Annotated in this window: 14 protein-coding genes; 8 read left to right on the top strand and 6 right to left on the bottom strand. The window is 54.3% G+C overall.

Features of this window, described 5'->3' with window-relative positions; all coding sequences use genetic code 11:
• Nucleotides 1-8: 8 nt before the first annotated feature.
• Nucleotides 9-461, bottom strand: a complete 453-nt coding sequence (locus tag BOC67_RS24780) for a hypothetical protein (RefSeq protein WP_291914848.1) — start codon at nucleotides 459-461, stop codon at nucleotides 9-11.
• Nucleotides 462-588: 127 nt separating this feature from the next.
• Here BOC67_RS24780 and BOC67_RS24775 point away from each other — a divergent pair, with 127 nt between their 5' ends.
• The gene (locus tag BOC67_RS24775; RefSeq protein ID WP_291914846.1) at nucleotides 589-1,200 is read left to right on the top strand and encodes a hypothetical protein; all 612 of its coding nucleotides are present in this window, start codon (nucleotides 589-591) and stop codon (nucleotides 1,198-1,200) included.
• Nucleotides 1,201-1,382: 182 nt separating this feature from the next.
• Nucleotides 1,383-4,553 carry a TonB-dependent receptor gene (locus BOC67_RS24770; RefSeq protein ID WP_291914845.1) on the top strand — a complete coding sequence of 1,057 codons (3,171 nt, stop codon included), beginning with the start codon at nucleotides 1,383-1,385 and terminating at the stop codon, nucleotides 4,551-4,553.
• Nucleotides 4,554-4,649: 96 nt separating this feature from the next.
• Here the strand turns inward: BOC67_RS24770 and BOC67_RS24765 are convergent, their stop codons facing one another.
• From BOC67_RS24765 to BOC67_RS24745, 5 genes are read right to left on the bottom strand one after another with little or no spacing between them, the layout of a single operon-like run.
• The gene (locus tag BOC67_RS24765) at nucleotides 4,650-5,774 is read right to left on the bottom strand and encodes a VWA domain-containing protein (RefSeq protein ID WP_291914843.1); all 1,125 of its coding nucleotides are present in this window, start codon (nucleotides 5,772-5,774) and stop codon (nucleotides 4,650-4,652) included.
• Nucleotides 5,775-5,833: 59 nt separating this feature from the next.
• The gene (locus tag BOC67_RS24760) at nucleotides 5,834-8,029 is read right to left on the bottom strand and encodes a DUF5682 family protein (protein WP_291914841.1); all 2,196 of its coding nucleotides are present in this window, start codon (nucleotides 8,027-8,029) and stop codon (nucleotides 5,834-5,836) included.
• A 21-nt stretch (nucleotides 8,030-8,050) separates the two neighbouring features.
• On the bottom strand, nucleotides 8,051-9,133 hold the full coding sequence (locus BOC67_RS24755) for an AAA family ATPase (RefSeq protein WP_291914839.1): 1,083 nt from the start codon (nucleotides 9,131-9,133) through the stop codon (nucleotides 8,051-8,053).
• 12 nt (nucleotides 9,134-9,145) lie between these two features.
• Nucleotides 9,146-10,615 carry a DUF5691 domain-containing protein gene (locus BOC67_RS24750; RefSeq protein ID WP_291914837.1) on the bottom strand — a complete coding sequence of 490 codons (1,470 nt, stop codon included), beginning with the start codon at nucleotides 10,613-10,615 and terminating at the stop codon, nucleotides 9,146-9,148.
• A 13-nt stretch (nucleotides 10,616-10,628) separates the two neighbouring features.
• Nucleotides 10,629-11,606: an SWIM zinc finger family protein gene (locus BOC67_RS24745; protein WP_291914835.1), complete on the bottom strand. Its 978-nt coding sequence runs from the start codon at nucleotides 11,604-11,606 to the stop codon at nucleotides 10,629-10,631.
• A gap of 140 nt (nucleotides 11,607-11,746) precedes the next feature.
• On the opposite strand from BOC67_RS24745, the gene BOC67_RS24740 reads away from it, so the two are divergent.
• From BOC67_RS24740 to BOC67_RS24715, 6 genes are all read left to right on the top strand, one after another.
• Nucleotides 11,747-12,325: an NADPH-dependent FMN reductase gene (locus tag BOC67_RS24740; RefSeq protein ID WP_291914833.1), complete on the top strand. Its 579-nt coding sequence runs from the start codon at nucleotides 11,747-11,749 to the stop codon at nucleotides 12,323-12,325.
• A 131-nt stretch (nucleotides 12,326-12,456) separates the two neighbouring features.
• On the top strand, nucleotides 12,457-13,209 hold the full coding sequence (locus tag BOC67_RS24735) for a glucose 1-dehydrogenase (RefSeq protein ID WP_291914831.1): 753 nt from the start codon (nucleotides 12,457-12,459) through the stop codon (nucleotides 13,207-13,209).
• Between the two features lie 254 nt (nucleotides 13,210-13,463).
• A complete protein-coding gene (locus BOC67_RS24730; RefSeq protein WP_291914829.1) occupies nucleotides 13,464-13,880 on the top strand; it encodes a DUF1648 domain-containing protein in 417 nt (138 codons plus the stop codon).
• Between the two features lie 584 nt (nucleotides 13,881-14,464).
• Nucleotides 14,465-17,701, top strand: a complete 3,237-nt coding sequence (locus BOC67_RS24725; RefSeq protein ID WP_291914827.1) for a TonB-dependent receptor — start codon at nucleotides 14,465-14,467, stop codon at nucleotides 17,699-17,701.
• Between the two features lie 19 nt (nucleotides 17,702-17,720).
• On the top strand, nucleotides 17,721-19,646 hold the full coding sequence (locus BOC67_RS24720) for a RagB/SusD family nutrient uptake outer membrane protein (protein WP_291914825.1): 1,926 nt from the start codon (nucleotides 17,721-17,723) through the stop codon (nucleotides 19,644-19,646).
• A gap of 21 nt (nucleotides 19,647-19,667) precedes the next feature.
• A complete protein-coding gene (locus BOC67_RS24715; RefSeq protein ID WP_291914823.1) occupies nucleotides 19,668-20,867 on the top strand; it encodes a DUF5000 domain-containing lipoprotein in 1,200 nt (399 codons plus the stop codon).

The following is a 20,867-nucleotide window of genomic DNA, read 5'->3' as shown; positions in this document are numbered from 1 at the left end:
AGTGTAATTTATACAGCCACGGCGCTGAAGTACACCCAGGCAATGAACAGCAGCTGTAAAGGAATCCTGAACCACAGGTATTTGATGCCATTGCCGCTGTTGGTGCCTTTTTGGTAATCCACCTGCTTCAGCGCCGCATGGATGTTTGCAGGCAGCACCGCTATGAAAAAGAGGATGAGGCAAATGCCGGTAACGGCTATCCAGCCGGGTACCAGCAGGCCTATGCCGCCTAAAATCTCCAGGATGCCCGTGATATACACCAGCCCTTTTTTGAACGGTATGCCGGCCGGCATCATCATTTCCATGCCTTTTGTAAAAGCAAAATGCGCGCTCGCAGTAAAGAACAGCATAACGGCCATGGCTATACGGGCAGCAAACGCCCATTCATACCCGCCGTGGATAAAGTGAAGGGTTAATACGGCTATGAGAAAGGTAGCGATCAGAACAATTAAAGGTTTCATATTTTTATCGATAGGCCTCAAAGATATATTTTTTTCATATTTCCCTACTCCCGCTTACAGTGCAGTGACTTGTTGTAACTTATATAACGTAATGCCACGATTACAAGAGTCATTAAACCCCGCATCTATGCCACTATCACGTTTGCAGCGAACCATCGAGGGCCTGCGCCTGCTGGCGGCCCGTTCCCGTGCAGGCAACTTCCTGGAAGTATTGCCGGAAAGCGTAAGCATCCGCCCCTCCGGCGATGAGCCTTTACTGGTGAAAGCGGTATGGATGGCGCTGTACCTGGTGCCGCTGGCATACGGCGGGTATGTGCTGTTATACGGGCTGGACTCCTGGCTGGCGCCGCCCCTGGTACTGTTGTTTTGCATCCTCACGGGCCGGGATATCTACCTCGTTACCATAGGGCAGCAATACGTGGATATAGACCTGAAAGCGAAAGTCTTCCGCCTGCAACGGCTGCACCAGTTTTACCATACGCCGGCCGCTGCGGAGATCCCTTTTGCGGCGGTAAAGCAGGTAACGCTGACGCATATATCCGTACACCGCCTCGTAAAGCTGTACCGCATCAGCTTTGTAAATCAGGAAGAGGAAGTCATCGCTTTTTTTGACCTCCGCCCCAGGGTTTTCAGCAGCTACCTGGCGGGCAAACTGCGTCTGCTGCTGGCGGTGGTAGTGGAGTCCAACCGGCGGGCAGGCGCGGGCTCCCTGCTTACGGGCAAGGCGATCTCCTCCTGACGGCCAGAACAATTCCCCCAAAAATTTCCGTTAAAAAATTATGAACAGTGAGAATTAATTTTTACTTTCAGTAAGCATGCACGCCATGTGAATTTCTACGTTATTCAATACCAGTGAACACCGGGAACCGTTAGTGCTATTTTCTTATTTCCACGTCTGCTTATTCAATCAAATCTAGCTATATGAAAGCTGTATGTAGTGTTATACTGTCATTTTTATTGAGCTGCCTTTTTTCATCGCAAATGTATGCCCAAACGACCCAGGCCTCAGTAGCCGGAACGGTTTCGGACGATGCAAAACAACTGATCCCGGGCGCCTCCGTGCTGATACGCAACGAGTCTACCGGCTTCACCAGCAGAACAGTCACCAACGCCAAAGGCGAATTCAACTTCAAGGAGCTGCCTCTCGGCGGCCCGTACACCATCAGCATCAGCTCTGTAGGTTACGGCTCCCAGAAGCTCACGGGGTACACCCTCAACCAGGGGGACCTGGTACGCATCAAAGCCGTCCTGCAATCCTCCTCGGTAAACATCAACGAAGTGCAGGTAACCGCCTCCGGACTGAAAAACAAAACGGAGAACTTTGGCGCCGCCACCACCGTTACCGGCCGGGATATCGCACGCCTGCCGGTAAACGGGCGTAACTTCTCCTCCCTGATCGACCTCTCGCCACTCAGCAGCGGCAGTAACCTCGCAGGGCAACTGGGGTCTTCCACCAACATCACCATCGATGGTACCTCCGCGAAAAACCCTACTTCCAGCAGCGGCACCAATGCCAGGATAGGCGGCCCTTACGCGCTCTCCATGGAAACCATCCGGGAGTTCAAGGTAGTGACCAACCAATACGATGTTACCTATGGCCGCAGCGGCGGCGGTACCATCAGCGCAGTAACAAAAGCCGGTACCAACGAAATGCACGGCAGCGCGTTTATGTATATGCGGAACGACTGGCTGTCCAGCCGCTACGATGCCCGCGGCGCAAGGCGTACGAACGACTTCTCCACCTACCAGTACGGCGCAACGCTCTCCGGGCCGCTGATCAAGGACAAGCTTCACTTCTTCATCGGGTGGGATCACCAGGCAGATGCCCGCCCCCTGCTGATAGCGGATATCAAATCGCCCGCGGATGAAGCCCGCCTCGGCATTAACCAGGCTACCCTCAACCAGTTCCTGGACATTGCCCGGTCTAAATACGGAGTGGCCAACTCCCAGCAAACGGGCTCTTTCAACAAAAAGAGAGGCACGGATGCCGGCTTTGCCCGCCTCGACTGGCAAATCAATGAAAAGAACCTGCTCACCATCCGCGATAACTATATCAACGACCGCGCGCCGCTCGGCCGGGACGATAATACTTCCATCAATCTCTACGAAGTCTATGCGGACGCGCATGCCATCAACAACAGTCTCCTCGCTACGTTGCGTACGGTTGTCAGTCCGAAACTCACCAATGAGCTGAAATTCCAGCACCTCTATACATTTGAAAAAAGCTCGCCAGGCAGTCAGCTGCCGGCAGCCAACATCCCCCGGGCAATTGTGGAAAGAGTGGAAACGCCGCGCCCAGGTACCACCTCCCTGTTTACCAACATCCAGCTCGGCGGCCAGCGCTTTTCACCGGAACACTTTTATAACAACGTGTTCCAGCTGGTGGACAATGTGTATTACAGCACGGATAAAGCAAACTTCACCTTCGGTACCGATATCATGTACAGCCACATGAACTCCCTCTATGGCTCCGAAATGAACGGACGCTTTTATTTTACCGGAATGGATAACTTCAATAACATGACGCCCTACCGCTACGCCCGCGAGGTAGCGCTCTCCGATGATCCCAGCGTGAAGCAGAACATCGTGGCGGCTGCGCTGTACGCGCAAATGCAAACCAAGCTGGCGCCGGGCTTTGAAATGACGGCCGGTATCCGTGCGGACTATACTACCTATCTCAATAAACCCAACTACAATGCCACGGTGGATAAGGAGCTGGGCCTCCGTACAGACCGTGGGCTGACTACCTTCCAGGTGCAACCCCGCCTGCAATTCAACTGGGATATCAACGAAAAGCATACGGACTACCTCCGCTTCGGCGCCGCTATATTCGGCTCCGATATCAACAATTACGCAATGATCAACAACATGCTCTTCGATGGTACGAAGGTATGGACAGTGGATATCACCGGCGCAGGCGTACCAACGCCTAATTTCGTCGGTTACCGGAAAGACCCTTCCACCGCGCCCGGCAAGGAACTGTTTGATCAGCTCGGACTGGCCAAACAGGGCACTATCAATATGAACGGAAAAGACGCCAGGATACCCGTGGTGTATAAAGCCAATATTTCCTACAACCACTTCTTTACGGAAAACTTCAAAGCCGGGTTAACTTTCTTCACCACCATTGCACGCCATAACTATATGTATGTGGACCGTAACATGGTGGACGAGCCTTACTTCCGACTGGCGCAGGAAGCCAACAGGGGCGTGTATGTGCCGGCTGCGAGCATCATCACTTCCAACGGCGCTACCGACTGGACCAAAGGCCGCAAAAGCGCCAACGTAGGCCGCGTGCTGGAACTCAACAGCGACGGTAAGGTGAACCAGTTCGCATTCGTAGTGGACGCCACCTACCGGTATTGGAAGGATGGGGAAGTGACCTTCAGCTACACCTGGAATGATGCGAGGGATAATACTTCCTACAACGGGGACGTAGCCAATACCGCCACGCTGTCCGTAATGGTAAAGGACGATCCGCGGGACCTGAGCCATATGACCTACAGCGATAACCAGTTCCGTCATAAGGTGGTATTCTACGGTACTTCGCCCACCTTCGCCGGCTTCAACGTAGGCCTGCGGTATTCCGGCATTGGCGGCACCCGTTACTCGCTGGCAGTATCCGGTAACGTAAATGGCGATTTCGTGAACTCTAACGACCTCGCCTATATTTTCGATGTCAATAATCCATCCGTGCCGGAAAACCTGCGTAAAGGCATCCAGGCGATACTGGACAATCCGGCCATCAGCTCCGGCTATAAGGATTACATCCGTTCCAGCATGGGCAGGATTGCCGAAAGGAACGGTGGCGTGAATCCTTTCTATGGCGTTTGGGATGTACGCATTTCCAAGAAATTCAACTTCACGAAGAAGCAGCGGATGGAAATTTCCTGCGACATCTTCAACCTGGCGAATATATTTAACAAGTCCTGGGGAACGAGTAAGAACCTTGGCAAGCAGAATATTTATTCCCTCGGCGGGTTTGACTATAATAACCTCGCGTATAAATACAACGTGAATACGAATAGCGGAACTATTACGCCGGGAGGGAACCCGTGGCAGATACAGCTGGGGGCGCGGTATGAGTTTTAAGGCGTGCGCGCGTCACAAGCTTTGCATATCTAAAATGGAAAGGGTCGCCGGCTCTTTCCATTTTAGCTTTCAGCAGTCCGCTGCGCTTCTCCAATTTCACATATTCCCGCTCGCCCACTGCTGCATATCCTGCTTCCCCAGCGCTGCCGCCATCATATCCGGAAATTTATCCGGCGTGCAGGCAAACACCGGTACGCCAAGGTCCGCGAAGAATTGCGCATTTTCATGATCATACGAAGGCGCGCCTTCGTCATTCAACGCCAGCAGCACAATTAACTGCACGCCGGCGCTAACGAGTTCGGCTGCACGCTTGCGCATATTGGCCGGGTTGCCGCCTTCGTATAGATCCGTGATAAGGATCAGCACTGTATCCGCCGGCCGGGTGATCTGCTGCTGGCAATAGGTAAGGGCCTGTTGTATATCCGTGCCGCCGCCCAGCTGTACGCCAAAGAGCAGGTCCACCGGGTCGGTGAGCTGTTCGGTAAGGTCCGCCACGGCGGTATCAAATGCCACCATCTTTGTTTGCAGCGCCGGCATAGAAGCCATGACCGCGCCGAAGATGCTGCTGTAAACCACGGAGGCGCCCATGGACCCGCTTTGATCCAGGCAAAGGATCACCTCCTTCAGCGCGTTGCGCCTGCGGCCATATCCCACCTTTATTTCAGGAATAATGGTTTTATATGCCGGCTGATAATGACGCAGGTTTTTACGGATAGTCAGGTGCCAGTTAATTTCGTTGTGGCGTGGGCGTAAGTTGCGGATACTGCGGCTCAGCGCCCCGCTGATCGCCTGCTGCATCGGCTGCTGCCATTTGCGCAGCAGCTCATCCACCACCTTTTGCACGACCATCCTTGCAGTGGATTTCGTTTTTTCCGGTATCACCCGGCTGAGGGAAAGCAGCGTTGCCACCAGGTGTACGTCCGCATCCGCGTGTTCCAGGATTTCCTTTTCCAGCAACAGCTGCGTCAGGTGCAGTCGTTTCAGCGCATCCTGCTGCATGACCTTCACCACTGATGCGGGGAAGAAGCTGCGGATATCCCCCAGCCAGCGGCTGACGTTGGGGGAGGATGGACCCAGCCCTCCCTGCCGCTGGTGGTCGTACAGGGCTTCCAGCGTTTGATCTATACGCAGGTCGGTGGGGCTAAGCTGGCAGCCGGTGCCATCGTTTTTATCGCTGCCCAGTATCATTCGCCATTTACGCAGTTCGTTTTCGTTATGCATGTTCAGTTTTTTTAGTGATTGGAAGCAATTGATGCTTACGCAGTTTGTTTTTCACATTTTTAATTACCCCCATACCCCATTACCTCCATCACCACCGCAATCCCCCTGGCCGCCCGCTCTACATCCAGCTCCACATCCTCCCCGCACTTCCTCACACTATTTCCATGTTTAACTTTTTCTCCGATCTGCCGCCTTTCCGCACTGGAGAACGTAGCAAACGCGCGGCGCAACAGTGGCAGCGCCTGTATAAAATGCGCTTCGGTCAACTGCTGCATCCAGTTCCGCAGCAGCGCAAACAGGTGGTCGTCCACCAGCAGCAACGCGCCGCTGCCTTTTAAAAAGCCTTCCAGCCACATCGCTGCGGCGGTAGGGTCGTTACTAACGGACATGGATACACTAAACACCTGCAGCAACGCTTCCCCTGTCAACTGCCGGCTGTCGCTCAGCAGCCGCGCAGCGTACCCCGCCAGGCAGCGGGCGGATTGCGGGTCCTGCATGATGCTGCGCAATGCCTGTTGCCACTGGTCCGCCAACGCCGGGTTAGCCAGCGTTTGCACCGCATCGTTCATGGCGTAATACTGCTCCAGCATCAGCGTGGCGGCATCTTCCGCCATATGCGTACTCGCTGCCGGCAGGTGGATGCAGATGCGGGTGATCATACTTTCCAGTATGCCCAATACCAGTCCCGCATCCGTCTTCCGTACGTTGCCATAGCGGGTAATGCTTACCAGCGGCGGTAATACGTCAATCAGCTGCACCACGTCGTGGCTGGCGGCGGCCATGTTGTTAAGCCGTTGAATCAGCGCGGCAGTAGCCTCGGGGAGGTCCGCCGGAATGCAGCCTTCCAGCAGCCGGCAAATATCCTGCAATTGTTGCCGGCGTGTAGCCATGTCCGTTACATAGGCATTGGCCGCGGCGGCGAGGGTATTCCCCCAGCAGCTTTTATCGATAATATCTACGGCCAGCGCGGGCTCCCATTGCAACCGCCATTGCTCCTTAAAGGTGCCTTTGCCGGTGGTGCGCAGCTGCTCGCCCCAGTTGATGTCCAGCAGTTGCAGGCGGTGTAACAGGATGCTCCGCTGCAGGTCCGTCGGTTCCCGCAGGTCCAGCTGGTAATCCTTGTGATCCGCTGTCAGCGGCAGCCGCAGCTTTTTCTGTTGCCGCTCTATATCCGCCTGCAGCGGCGCTTTGGGCACATCTTCCGGTACCGCGCCTATGCGGTTGCCTGTAATCAGTTGTTGCGTGATTAACTGCATCGGGGCCGGATCGCCGTTGCATAGTACGGAAATGGCCGCCTCGTTCAGTTCTTCCAAAGCCGGCATCGGCAATTCCCGCATGGCGGCTAACGCATGGCTGAGCCGTGCCGCCTCCATTACATGCGCGGTGGAAATGTCCATCTGCTTTTCCCGGAATAGCCGGGCCACGTTGGTCAGCCAGCGGACGCCGTTATCATACGGATATTCCCATTTATGCTGGTACCATCCCGGGGAGGCAATGCCGGCCCGGTACCCGCTTTGACTGCCGAGCCGCTCAAATGTCCACGGCGTCCAGCTGCAGGCAACTTTTACCTTCGGCAGTCCTTTCAGTAATTCGTTATCCGCTTTGGCCGCAGGCATCCGCTTCAGCGCCGGCGCATGCCATGCCCCGCATACCACCGCTATCTCCGCGTACATCTCCCTTTCCGCCTGGCGGATGATCTTACGCATCCACGCTTCGCGGAGCTGGTTCATGACATCGTTGCTGCTGAGTTCTTCCCGTAACAGTTCCATGGATTCCATGACGGCCTCGAAGATGCCTGTCCCATCCCGGCGGTATTCAAACATCTGGTCCCACCAGGCTTCCGCATCCTCGTAACCATCGGCTGTTGCCAGCAGCGCCATCGGATCAAAGCGGGAACCGCCGCCGGCGCCATGGTCGTCCTCCTTCTTTTCATTTTCCAGCGCAAAGGCGTGGGCAAGCGGCAGGTCCATGAATCTTACCGGGATGTTACGGGTACGGGCATACGTAATGGCCTGCCATTCGGGGGAAAACTCCGCGAAAGGATAAAAGGCGCTGTGCCCGGGCGCTTCCGGCTCATAGGCGAGTATGGCCACAGGCGGCTGCAGTTGCGCCGACCCCGCCCATTGCAATAGGGGGTCGGCTTCCGGCGGCCCTTCCACCAAAACAATATCCGGCTGCAACGCTTCCAGGTAGGCGCGTACATTACGCGCGGAGCCGGGGCCATGGTGCCTGATGCCGAGTATGTGAACAGACATAATGCAGTTACTTTAACAGGTTCACGCGCCTAAATCCCTGCAGGCACGGTAAATATCTTTCCATTCTGAGCGCGGCTTCACCACGGTTTCCAGGTATTCCTGCCATACCAGCTTGTCCTGCACGGGGTCTTTCACCACCGCGCCAATGATGCCGGCTGCCAGGTCCGATGCGTTGAGGCGGCCGTCCCCGAAGTACGCCGCCAGCGCCAGCCCGTTGTTTACCACGGAGATGGCTTCCGCTGTACTCAGCGTGCCGGAAGGGGATTTCAGTTTGGTCTTGCCATCCGTGGTAATACCGCTGCGCAGCTCCCGGAAGATGGTGACGATGCGGCGTATCTCCTGCAGGGCAGGCTTTTCCGCCGGCAGCTCCATCACTTTCTCAAAGCTCTCCACCCGCCGCGTTACGATATCGATTTCCTCTTCCATCGATTCCGGTACCGGGAGTATCACCGTGTTGAACCGGCGCTTCAGCGCGGAGGATAGTTCGTTCACACCTTTGTCCCGGTTATTGGCGGTAGCGATCAGGTTAAACCCCCGGGTCGCCTGTAATTGGGTATTGAGTTCCGGTATGGGGAGCGATTTTTCCGACAGGATGGTAATCAGCGAATCCTGCACGTCAGCGCCTATACGCGTCAGCTCTTCTATGCGGGCGATCTTGCCATCCCGCATGGCGCGCATCACGGGCGTTTCCACGATCGCTTTGCCGGAAGGCCCTTCCGAGAGCAGGCGGGCGTAATTCCACCCGTAGCGGATGCTCTCCTCGCTGACGCCGGCAGTGCCTTGTACAATCAGGGTAGAATCCCCGCTGATGGCTGCCGCCAGGTGTTCGCTCACCCAGCTTTTGGCCGTGCCGGGCAGGCCGTACAGCAGCAGCGCGCGGTCCGTTGCCAGCGTGGCTACGGCAATTTCCATGAGGCGGCGGTTGCCGATGTATTTAGGGGCGATTTCAAGGCCGTTTTTGAGGGTTCCGCCGCAGAGGTATGTTACTACGGATTGGGGCGACATATGCCAGTTATATGGCCGTTTATCGGTATCCTGTTTGCAGAGCTCTTCCAGCTCCGTGGCATACAGTACTTCGGCGTGTTGGCGAAGGATGTCAGACATACGAATAGTTTTTTATCGTTGGGTAAATTGTTGTTGCATGGCTGCTTTGCAGGCAATGAGTTCAAAGAGTTTTTCCTTCAGGCTTTTCCAGGCCTGCTGGTTGTAGAGGATATCGCCGAAATAACGCTTCTCATCGATGTGCAGTATCTCCACCGGCAGCAGGTGCGCCAGTTCCAGGAAATAGTTCCGGTTGTAACTGTACGGATGCATGGCAATAAACCGGAAGATCTGCTGGGTGATCGCCAGCCCCCACGGCGTAGTGCCTGCGCCCATGCGCAGGATGACCGCGCTGCCTTCCTTCTCCGCAAAGCGCATGGCATAGGCTTCCAGCTTGGCCGGCGAGGCGAGGTGGAATACTTCCGGGTAAAACGTATGGCTCTGTTCCAGGATATGCTCTATCCAATCTGTTTCTTTAAAATGGATGGCCGCCTTTAGCATGGCCGCTTCCATGCCGGCGGCAGCGAGTTGCTGTACGCAGGCCGCGGGCGGAAGGTCAAGGTGCTTGCTTAGAAAAGAGCAGGGAACCTGCGCCACCAGTTGCTGCAACTGGTAGGTTTCATCACTCATGTGAAGGGCGGAAGGAGGAAGCTTGTCAATGCCGGACTGGTAGATGTTTGCCGGCAGCGGCAGTTGCAGCTCCGTGATGATAATGGCGCCGTCGATGTTGTTAATGGCAGCAGCTACCAGCTGCTGGTACGATTGCACGATTTCACTCTGGGGCAGTTGGCGCAGCAGTTCCCATGCTTTTTCTTTTACTTTCAGACTTTTATCGGCTGTCAGCTGTTGCAGCCAGGGTATATCGTTAGGGCTTAGTTCCGTTTGCAGGCATTCCAGCAGCGCCGCCCTGGTAGCGGCATTCTCCTGCTTCCACGTTTCCATGAGCATGGTGAGCGCCGCCTCGGGATCTTCACTGCGCTTGCGTGTGAGCGCTTCGCAGCGCTGCGGCAGCGTGCCCGTTTCCCAGGCGTCAGCGCTGATCTCTACGCCGTGGCCCGGCAGCAGTATCGCCCAGTCAGGGTTTAATTGCGCCAGCCAGAAGCCCCTGTTGCCGCAGCATTTCATCAGCGGCGCGCGCAGTTGCTTGCTGCCCGTTGCCTTATCCATCAACAAAGGCAGCAGGGCGGGAGGGAGGAGGTAGCCCGCGTCCGCACAGAGTTCCAGCCAGTGTTTGGTAAGCGCGTTGGAGCCCAGGTCCATCGCCTCCTGCAAACTCGCCACCGCTTCCGGGCTGCAGTAGGGCCGAGTTTCCGGCGCGGCGGTGGCTGCGGAAAGGTTATCCGCCGGCAGCGTGGTAATGCCTGCCTGCCGGTAATTGAGCAGCACGGCCCCGGTTTTCAGCAGCACATCTTCCCGGTCGTTGGCTGCATCCTGGCGGATGGCCGCCAGCGCCGTTTCCAGTTCATCCCGGGCGGTCATTGCAGGCAAGGCCTGTTTGCCCGTGCCCAGTAATGCAGTTTTCATCAATAGTTGCCAGTGTTCCATCGCAATAGTTTTATTAAAGGGCCTGGTAATGCGCATCCGGCCATACGCCAATTGGTTCGTAATCCCTGCCTGCGCCCACCACCGCCATGGGCATGGCCTGCCCGCCCGTGATGGCCAGCAGTTTCCAAAGTTTCGGTGCGCCCGGCTTTACTGCCATAAGGCGGCGTTGCCGGTCCATTAAATACCATTGCTGCCGGTATTGCACCAGTTGCAACGAGGCGATGGTATATAACTGTTCCGGATATACGGGCAGCTGGCTGCATAGCATAGACTGGTGTTCCAGCACTTCCTCCCAGCTTTCCATGCCGCGGAAGCGCAGGGGCGTATGCGTGAGCTGACAGGTTTTCAGCAGGGCGCGCAGCGGTTGTGCGGAAGGGAAGTACACCAGCTCCCCATGCACGGCCGTTCCCGGCTGCAGGCTAAAACCGGCGCCGGAAAAATGCCGCGCATAAAACTGCAGGATCAACGCGCTGCGGCCACTGTTCACACCGTATAGCCAATACCGTTCGGTCACCAGTTTATCCTGCTCGGAAGCCTGTTTACCCAGTACCATCCAGGTATCCGTAATGCCCTGGAAGGATTTCAGCTGCTCCTGGTTAACGGTAAATCCGCAGAGCTGCCGGACGTCCTGCTGCAGCGGCGCCGGTAAAGCTTCCAGGTGCTGGTAACCCTGTATCACGATATAAAGTTTCAGTAGTTGTTGCAGGAAAACCTCCTGCCATCCTTCGCGGAAATACGCAATATCCTGAATGTTGCGTACCATGCCCGCCAGGCCCGGGGCCTGCGCATCTATCAGCCTGCGGATGGTATTTTCCCAATACGCCTGGTTTTTTTCAGGTAGATGTATGATGCCGTTACGCAGCATATCTTTCATCCACCGCAGCAATTCCCCGATGCCGTCGTTCACGCGGGCCTCCCTTGCCATAGCGCTTTGCCGCTGCGGCGCGTCAGCGGTATCCTTTACCTGTTGCGATGTTAAATGAAGAGACATAACGATCTGTATTATTCCGGCAGTAAAAGTAGGCGGTCGCTACGCATTGTATTTGAGTGGTAAAAATTAATTCAAAGAAAATGTGAACATTCCCTGGCAGGAGTTATTTTTAGCCATTGAAACTTAAACCATACGCAACTATGCTGAAATTAAAAGTGATTACGTCTACCACCCGCCCGGGCAGGAAAGGTCCGGTTATTGCCCGCTGGATAGCCGCAGTGGCGGAACAAACCGGGAATTTTGAAGTAGAGGTGATCGACCTTGGAGCAATCAATCTGCCGATGATGGATGAAGCGTTTCATCCCCGCATGAAAAAATACGAGCACGCACATACGAAAAAATGGAGCGCCACGATCGACGAAGCAGATGCCTTCATCTTCGTTACGGCGGAGTACAATTATAGCATGCCCGCCCCGCTGAAAAATGCGCTGGATTATTTGTACTGGGAATGGAACAATAAGCCGGCAGGAATTGTTAGTTATGGTGGCGCCTCCGGAGGTACCCGGGCCGCGCAAATGCTGAAGCAGGTACTCACCACGCTGAAAGTAATGCCTTTACCGGAAGGAGTCATCCTCTCTTTCTTCGACAAACACATTAACGAGCAGGAAGAATTCGTAGCAACGGAGTCAGCGGAAAAATCAGCGCAGGTGATGTTACACGAAGTAAAACAATGGTCGGCCGCCCTGCAATCGCTACGGCACAAAGAGCCACAGCAATAAGCAAAATGCATATATGTTAAAGCATTTCTAAAAGCTGGGTGAAACTGACTTTTATCATCCTTCGCCGCTGCCTGTTTCAGTACTTTTGATATACCGAAACGATTTTTTTACACACTAAAAAAATGAGCAGTATGGAACAGTTATTTAAAGGGAAGGTAGCGCTGGTAACAGGCGCAGGCTCCGGTATCGGAGAAGCGATCGCAATGCTGTATGCCGGCGGTGGCGCAAAAGTAATAGTCAGTGATGTAAACGAAGCGCATGGCGCTAAAGTAGTAGCGGCGATCAAGGATAAAGGCGGTGAAGCCGCATTCGTGAAATGCGATGTCAGCATCGCCGATGAATGCAAACAACTGGTGGATAAAACCCTGGAATTATACGGCCGGCTGGACATCGCCTGCAACAACGCGGGCATCGGCGGAGAATCTAAGCCCATTGCCGAATACAGTGTGGAAATGTACAATAAGGTAATCGGCATTAACCTGAACAGCGTGTTCTATGGTATGAAGTACCAGCTGCCTGCCATGCTGAAAAGCGGCGGTGGCGCTATTGTCAACATCTCTTCCATCCTGGGTGTAGTAGGTACCGCCAATGCCGCGGCCTACGTGGCAGCCAAACACGGCGTAATCGGTTTAACGGAAACCGCCGCGGCAGAGTATTCCGCACAGGGCGTCCGCATCAATGCCGTTTGCCCGGGCTATATCAATACACCCCTGCTGGATATGATGGACGCGAAAACAAAAGCGGCGCTGATCGGCCTCCATCCGATGGGCCGGCTGGGCAACGCTTCCGAAGTGGCGGAACTGGTTATCTGGCTCAGCTCCGACAAAGCCTCCTTCGTAACCGGCGGCCATTACCTCGTGGATGGCGCTTATACCGCAGTATAACACCCGTCTTTTATATGCAATCCGGCCTGTAACGGGCCGGATTTTTTTTGTTGGGGGGAAAGATATAATGCAGCGGCTGCAGTAGCGGCGCGTACTCGCAAAAAATCGCGCTGCTGCCTGCTGCCATTGGCAACCCCGCCCCGCTATGGTGCGCTGCCCCATAGGAATTTATTTTATACCGTTACGCCAGGATTTAAAATTTTGCACTATCTTTAGTAGTAACCCAAAAAGCCTGAATGCAAAAATTGTTTCCCATGAGCGTTAATCGCATCAAATTGTTTTTTTTCCCCGACCCACAGAAAAAGAACTACGTCTTTTTTACTTACCTCGCCCTGATCCTGCTGGCCGTCTTACTCGTCGAGTTTATCATCGCGTGGATCAACCTGCCCAGTAGTATTCCCATCCATTTCAACCTCAAAGGGGAAGTGGATAACTACGGCGATAAAAGCAGCCTTTGGGTACTACTCCTTGCGCCGGTGATCATCTTTCTCGGCTTGTCCGCCATCCTGCAGAGTAACCTGATCCGCATGTCCTTCCGGCATTCCTCTAGGGATAAAGTCTTCGCGGAAGAAAGTAAACTGATGCTGTATATCCTCCGTGCAGCCGTAGTCCTGGTATTCTGCATCATCGCTGCTATCACTTACTGGCAGGGGCAGCAAACGATTTCATAAAGCCCCTGTTTTCCGCTTTTTCATCACGCTAAATCGAGTTAGTGTCCCCCGCCTTTTGTTTAAATAATATCTGAAAATCTTAAAAAAATATTACCATGTAATTGTTTTTTTCCTTTCTTTTGTAGTAATCCTGCAAACGATTGCAGGCAGATACATCAGCCAAAATTTAATACTGTAACAACCAAAAGTAAATGTCCCTGTAGAATCACTGAGCAATGAATCTTGGATTATTACTATTTTTTCACCACGTTTAGGTACATATGTGATCTGGTAAGACTGTAGTAAGATTTGTACTTAATGCATAGCCACGTTAATGAAATGGAACCGTAACAATTCCATCCTGACTATCTATTCCCCGGACTCAGCACAGGTGCGGCACGTATCATTACCATACGCGCTGTAACGGGAAATCCTATTGCTGATAATCGGATCAATTCCCCCCGGGATCCACGCTGCATACAGCGCGTATAAACAAGCGTACGCCCTGTAGCGGGAATCGTATTGCCGTAACCATAAAATTCATTACCAACATAAGTCTTTCCTGCCAAAATCAATCGCAAACAATCCAGTAAAAACATTACTTCATGATCAGAACTCTATGCAAAAATGCTTACGTGTTGCTGCTATTATGGCCCTGGCTTTCTTCAGCGGGCCCCCGCTCAGCTACACGCCATGAGGCTGTTACGGGCTTCCCATCTCCCGGAAAAAAAATTACAGGCTTACCTGAACGGCTAAACGAAAAAGTATTTGTAAACAAAGAGATTAAAGGCCTGGTGACCGACAGCTCGGGAACGCCTCTACCCGGAGTAACCGTAGTGGTGAAAAACAAAACCTCCATGGGTACCGTTACGGATATCAACGGCCGCTACATCCTCGTAGTGCCTGAAAACTCCACGGTTATTTTTTCCATGATGGGCTTCGAAGCAAGGGAAGTGGCCGTGACCTCCCAATCCACCATCAACATGGTGCTGAAACCCGCCACCAACACCCTCGGGGAAACAGTGGTAGTGGCCTATGGCACCCAAAAGAAAAGGGAAGTAGTAGGCTCCGTTACCTCCATCAACGTGGCGGACCTGAAAGTGCCCAGCAGTAACCTCACCACCGCGCTCGCAGGCCGCGCCGCCGGGTTGATCGCCTACCAGCGCAGCGGGGAGCCGGGCGCGGATAATGCGGACTTCTTCGTACGCGGCGTCACCACCTTCGGCTACAAAAAAGACCCCCTCATCCTCATCGATGGGGTGGAACTCTCCACGGACGACCTGGCGCGCCTCCGGCCCGATGATATCGAGAGCTTTTCCATCATGAAAGACGCTACCTCCACAGCGCTCTACGGCGCCCGTGGCGCAAACGGCGTAATCCTCGTCACCACCCGCCACGGTAAGGAAGGCCCCGCGAAAATTAATTTCCGCGCGGAAAATTCCTTCTCCCAGGCTACCAAAAACCTGGAACTGGCGGACCCGGTAACTTACATGCAACTGGCCAACGAAGCCACCAAAACGCGCAATCCAAAGCAATCCGAACCCTACACGGAAGACCAGATCCGCGGCACCAAAGAAGGGAAGGACCCGCTGCGCTACCCGGCTAACGACTGGCAGGACCGCCTCTTTAAAAAATGGGCCACCAACCAGCGCGCCAACCTCAACGTAAGCGGCGGCGGATCGGTTGCACGCTACTTCGTGTCCGGCTCCTTTACCAACGATAACGGCGTACTCAAAGTAGACAAGCAGAATAACTTCAACAGCAACGTGAGTATTAAACGATATACCATCCGCGCCAACGTGGATGTGGACCTGACAAAATCCACGCTGCTCACCGTTCGTACCAGCGGCAACTTCGATGATTACAAAGGCCCCATCGGCAGCGGCGCCACCACCGGCGGCTCCTGGATTTACCGCCAGGTAATGCACTCCAACCCGGTGATGTTCCCGGCCTTCTATCCCAAGGATGCTGAACACAGCTATGTGAACCATATCATGTTCGGCAACAACCTCGATAAAGGCTACCTCCTGCTCAACCCTTATGCCGCCCTGATGATGGGCTATAAGGATGAATCCAGGTCCTTCATGTCCGCACAGATGGAAGTAAAACAAAAGCTGGATCAGCTGATCCCCGGCCTAAACTTCCGCACCATGGTGAACGTGAACAGAACCTCCAACTTCTACGTGTACAGGGCCTATGCGCCTTTCTACTACCAGGCCACCGGCTGGAACGATTCCGAAAAACCGTACACCCTCGTGCCGCTCAATCCCACAACCGGCCGCGAGTACCTGGACTTCAACAACAGCCAGGACGATATGAAGAAAGTGAATGCGGTCTTCTACTGGGAATCTTCCCTCAGCTACGCCCATTCCTTCGGCAAGCACAATATCAACGGGATGCTGATCAACATCATGCGCAGCACCGCCAACCCTTCCGGGGAAACGCTCATGGCTACACTGCCGGGCCGCAACACCGGCTTGTCCGGCCGCGCCACGTATAACTACGATACCCGCTACTTCGCTGAATTCAACTTCGGCTATAACGGCTCTGAAAGATTTTATGAAAAGAAACGCTTCGGATTCTTCCCCTCTGCCGGCGTGGCATGGACGATCTCCAATGAGAACTTCTTTAAGAAAGGCGCCATCGCCAATACCATCACTAACCTGAAACTCAGGTCCACCTACGGTTTGGTGGGTAACGACGCTATCGGCAACGAAGGCGAACGCTTCTTCTATCTCTCCGATACCCGCCCGAACGATGCGGCAAAAGGCGCCGTGTTTGGTACGGACCGCCTCTATGGCCTCAGCGGTTATACCGTAGCGCGCTACGCCAACCCGGAAATCACCTGGGAAAAATCCTACCAGGCCAATGCCGCCATTGAACTGAGCATCAAGGATAAACTCAATTTCACGGGCGAGGTGTACAAATACCGTCGTACCAACATCCTTATGGCGCGCGAATTTATCCCCTCCACCATGGGCCTGACCAATATCCCGAAAGCCAACGTAGGCGAAGCTGAAAGCAAGGGCGTTGACCTCTCCCTGGATTATAACCAGCACTATGAAAAAAGCTGGTTCCAGGTAATGGCCAACTTTACTTATGCCACCGGCATCTATACGAAATACGAAGAGCCGCAGTACATGGCCAACGAAGCTTACCGCTCCCGCGTAGGCCGCCCGATCAGCGGCAAGTACGGCCTGATCGCCGAGCGTTTATTCGTGGACGATAAGGAAGCGCTGAACTCCCCGCGCCAGACGTTGAAAAACGGGGAATATAAAGGGGGAGATATCAAGTACACAGACCTGAATGGCGACGGCCTCATCACCGATGCGGACATGACCAACATCGGGTTTCCGGAAACGCCCGAAATCGTTTATGGTTTCGGTTTCTCCGCCGGCTATAAAAACTGGGATATCTCTGCATTCTTCCAGGGCGTTGGCCGTACTTCCTTTTTCATCAATGCCGATTCCACCGCGCCTTTCGTAAACGAAACGCAGCTGCTGAAAGCCTATGCGGACGATCACTGGTCCGAAGAAAACCAGAACGTGTACGCACTCTGGCCCCGCCTCAGCAACACCTATATGTCCAATAACTCCGCCGCCAGCACCTGGTGGATGCGCAATGGCGCCTTCCTGCGGCTCAAACAGGTGGAAATCGGTTATAACCTGCCTAAAACCTGGCAGAAGCGCCTCCATACCTCCACCTTCCGGCTGTATGTCAACGCTACCAACCTTTTCTGCCTGTCGAAGTTCGACCTGTGGGATGTGGAAATGGGAGGTCAGGGCCTCAAATACCCCGTACAACGGGTATTTAACTTCGGCGTGAACCTCACTTTTAATTAGGCATCTAAAAATCTTTCTGATGAAACTGACAAAGTATATCATATACATGCTGCTCTCCGGGATGATAGCAGGCGCCCTGGGCTCCTGTAAAAAATACCTGGACGTGATACCGGATAATATGGCCACCATTGAAAGCGCATTCGCCATGCGCAAGGAGGCGGAAAAATATTTATTTACCTGCTACAGCTACCTGCCTTCCCATGGTACCATCAACGGCAACGTAGCCATGTCCGCCGGGGATGAATGGTCCCTCATCTATCCCTTTGTGGCCAGCGCCGCTCAGCCCAACGGCTTCAACATCGCCGTAGGCCTGCAAAGCGCCAGCGATCCGATGGTGAACTTCTGGGATGGGGCACTGGGCGCTAAATCCATGTACCAGGCCCTGCGCGACTGTAACATCTTCCTGGAAAACATCAACCGGGTACCGGATATGGATACCTACGAAAAAGCCCGCTGGGCGGCGGAAGTGAAGTTCCTGAAAGCGTACTACCACTTCTACCTGTTACGCCTGTACGGACCTATCCCGTTGGTAAAAGTGAACCTGCCCATGGATGCCAGCATCGAACAGATACGCGTGTACCGGGATCCGATCGACAGCTGTTTCAACTACATCGTGCAGCTACTGGATGAAGCAAAAGACGACCTGCCGGAAAGCATCACCAACCTCGCCGCAGAGCAGGGGCGCATTACGCAACCCATCTGCCTGGCCATGAAAGCGAAAGTACTGGTATATGCCGCCAGCCCGCTCTTCAACGGTAACCCGGATTATAAAGGCTTTACCGATAACCGTAACAGGCCCCTGTTCCCTGAACAGAAGGACGACAGCAAATGGGCCAAAGCCGCTGCCGCCTGCCAGGAAGCCATCGATATGTGCCATGCCCAGGGGATGAAGCTCTATACCTTCACCCAAAGCGTGGCAGCGTATTACCTGAGTCCTCAGCAATACACGGAAATGAGCATACGAAATGCCATCTGCGACCGCTGGAACTCCGAGCAGATCTGGGCCAACCCCAACAGTATGGTCAATGACCTGCAAACGAACAGCATCCCGCGCGGCCTCGATCCCGCTTTCCTGGATAATACCTCTCCGCGCGGACAACTGGCCCCGCCGCTGAAAATCGTGGAGCTGTTCTATTCCAAAAACGGCGTGCCTATTAATGAAGACAGGACCTATCCCTACAGCACCCGCTACAACCTGCGCACGGCTGTAAACGAGGAAAAAACAGATTTTGAAGTAGGCTATGTAACAGCGCAGGTGAACTTCGACCGGGAGCCGCGTTTTTACGCCAACCTCGGCTTCGACGGCGGCAAATGGTACGGCCAGGGCAAGTACGATGAAAAGAGTACCATCCTCAGCGTAAAAGCGAAGAAAGGCCAGGCCGCATCCCAGCAGGTGCAGTTTGCCTATTCCACCACCGGCTACTGGATCAAAAAATATGTGCATTACCAGGATGTCATCGGTACCTCCTCCACGCTCACAATACAGCAGTATCCATGGCCGGAGTTCCGCCTGGCGGACCTCTACCTGCTCGCTGCCGAGGCGTACAACGAAGCAAACGGCCCTACCGGCGAAGCCCTGCAATACATCAACCTCGTTAGGGCGAGAGCCGGCATCCCAACAGTGGAAAATGCCTGGACCAACTTCGGGATCAATCCTTCCAAATACACCACCAAAGAAGGTTTGCGCAGCATCATCCACCAGGAGCGTTATATCGAACTCGCCTTTGAAGGGCAGCGTTTTTATGACATGCGCCGCTGGAAAGAAGCGCCGGCATTGATGAATGCGCCTATGACGGGTTGGGATATCCAGCAGTCCACTTCCGAAGCGTATTACAAAGTGCGCCCGATCCTGTACCAGACGTTCAGCCTGAAAGATTACTTCTGGCCGATCAAGGTATCGAACATGACTGTGAACCGAAATCTTGTTCAAAACCCGGGATGGTAAGCTCCCGCAAAAATGACTGTTATGAAAAAGATATATCTGTTAATACTGCTGGCTGGTATGGTCATGCTGGCCTGTAAGAAGGAAGGCATCAGGGTCTATGTGGATGAAAATGCGCCTGCGCCTGCCGCCATCACCAAATTCAACGTCACCAACATCCCCGGGGGCGCGATCATTACCTATACCGTTCCGCCGGACCCCAACCTGTTATACGTAAAGGCCGTGTACAACGCCAATTCGGAAGTAAAGCGGGAAGCCAAAGCTTCCTACTTCGGGGATACGCTGATCGTCACCGGCTTCGGGGATACCCTGCCTAAAATTGTAAAGCTCTACACCGTCGGCCGTAACGAAAAAGCTTCCGCCGCAACGGAGGTAACGGTGAATCCGCTGACGCCGCCGGTACGTGCCGCACAGCGCTCGATCGACTTCAGGGCTACCTTTGGCGGGGTAGTGGCCATCTATAAAAATGCAGCCATGGCGCCGCTTACCTATTACCTCATGCTGGATACCACCGGCAATAATACCTGGAAGAACATCACGATCTATACCAGCGAAGCCGCCGCCGGCGCGGTAACCGCCCGCGGCTACGATACGGTGCGCCAGCGCTTTGCCGTATATACGAAAGACCGCTGGGGCAATAAGTCCGATACGCTGATAAAGGAGCTGAAACCGATTTTCGAAACGCCGATCGATAAAGCGCCCTTCAAGGAAGTATCCCTGCCTACGGATAACAATGCCGGCCATACCTGGTCCGGCCTATCCCTGCGCAACATGACCTTCCTCTGGAACAACGTCTGGAATTCCGATAACGACTGCTTCCATACCAAAACCAGCGTGGCGCTGATGCCAGCCTGGTTTACGTTTGACATGGGTTTCAGAACGGCGCTCAGCCGCTTTAAGTTCTACCATCGCTCCGGCAGCAGCGGCGCCTATGTAGGCGGCGATCCCAAGACGTTCGAGATCTGGGGCAGTAATAACCCCAACCCGGACGGCAGCTGGGATAGCAGCTGGACGCTCCTGGGCGAGTTCACCTCCACCAAGCCAACCCCAAGTACGACGGTGACCGCGGAAGACCGCACCTTCGCCTGCGTAAACGGGGAGGATTTTGACATGCCGCCGGGCATCCCGGCAGTACGCTACCTGCGTTTCAAAATCAACTCCACCTGGGGCGGATTTACCTATTTCTACATCAGCGAACTGTCGTTCTGGGGCGCACGCCAGTAA

This window comes from Chitinophaga sp. CB10, assembly GCA_001870995.2.
In the GTDB taxonomy this organism is placed as follows: domain Bacteria; phylum Bacteroidota; class Bacteroidia; order Chitinophagales; family Chitinophagaceae; genus Chitinophaga.
The sequence above is the reverse complement of the archived record's forward strand: the minus strand, read 5'-3'. Positions and strand labels throughout refer to the sequence as shown.